This window comes from Dellaglioa sp. CoH-57-MRSF-18 (assembly GCF_056781995.1).
In genome coordinates this window covers 1-478 of record NZ_JBXAXX010000075.1, presented here as the reverse complement: position 1 = coordinate 478, position 478 = coordinate 1, and the positions used below count along the sequence as shown (strand labels likewise).

Here is a 478-nt window from a genome sequence, read left to right as displayed (position 1 = left end):
ACCTCGTGGTAAGTGTCGCTGCGTGTGAGGGCCCAGACATAACCGTTATGGAAAAACAGCTCACCCACTTCGAGGTCCGCGATGTACGTCGGGAACCGCTTTTGTTCCTGAATATCGACTCTCATGTGTTCTCCCCGGTCGGCATCGGCACATGCTGCACGACGAGCATCGACACATCGAACAGCGTGTGGACGGCCTGCACGGTAACGACACCAGTATCCCCATCGGGGCTCAGTCGCGCGCCCTCAACCAGACCCTTGACCGTAGCCATGTTCCCGATCGCAATCTTGTCGCCTTCTGCCATCGTGAGGTCGCCCACGAAAAACGAGATGCGCAGACGATCCCCGATCGGGATCACCCGGGACCCGGAACTCAAGCTCCACATTCGGCTCCATGTTGCTCGGATCGTTCAGGGCCACGCCCGAGATACAGCCATAGACGCCTACAGCGTCGCCAACACGAAAAATCATTTCAACTC

The 478-nt window shown here is 57.9% G+C and carries 1 protein-coding gene; it reads right to left on the bottom strand.

The window, feature by feature from the left end:
• Positions 1 to 121 precede the first annotated feature (121 nt).
• A complete protein-coding gene (locus AC1RPG_RS08140) occupies positions 122 to 304 on the bottom strand; it encodes a hypothetical protein (RefSeq protein ID WP_481762489.1) in 183 nt (60 codons plus the stop codon).
• Positions 305 to 478: the final 174 nt, after the last annotated feature.

Coding starts and splice junctions, on each gene's coding strand:
- AC1RPG_RS08140 (WP_481762489.1), bottom strand. CDS start 304: ATGGCAGAAGGCGACAAGATTGCGATCGGGAACATGGCTACGGTCAAG.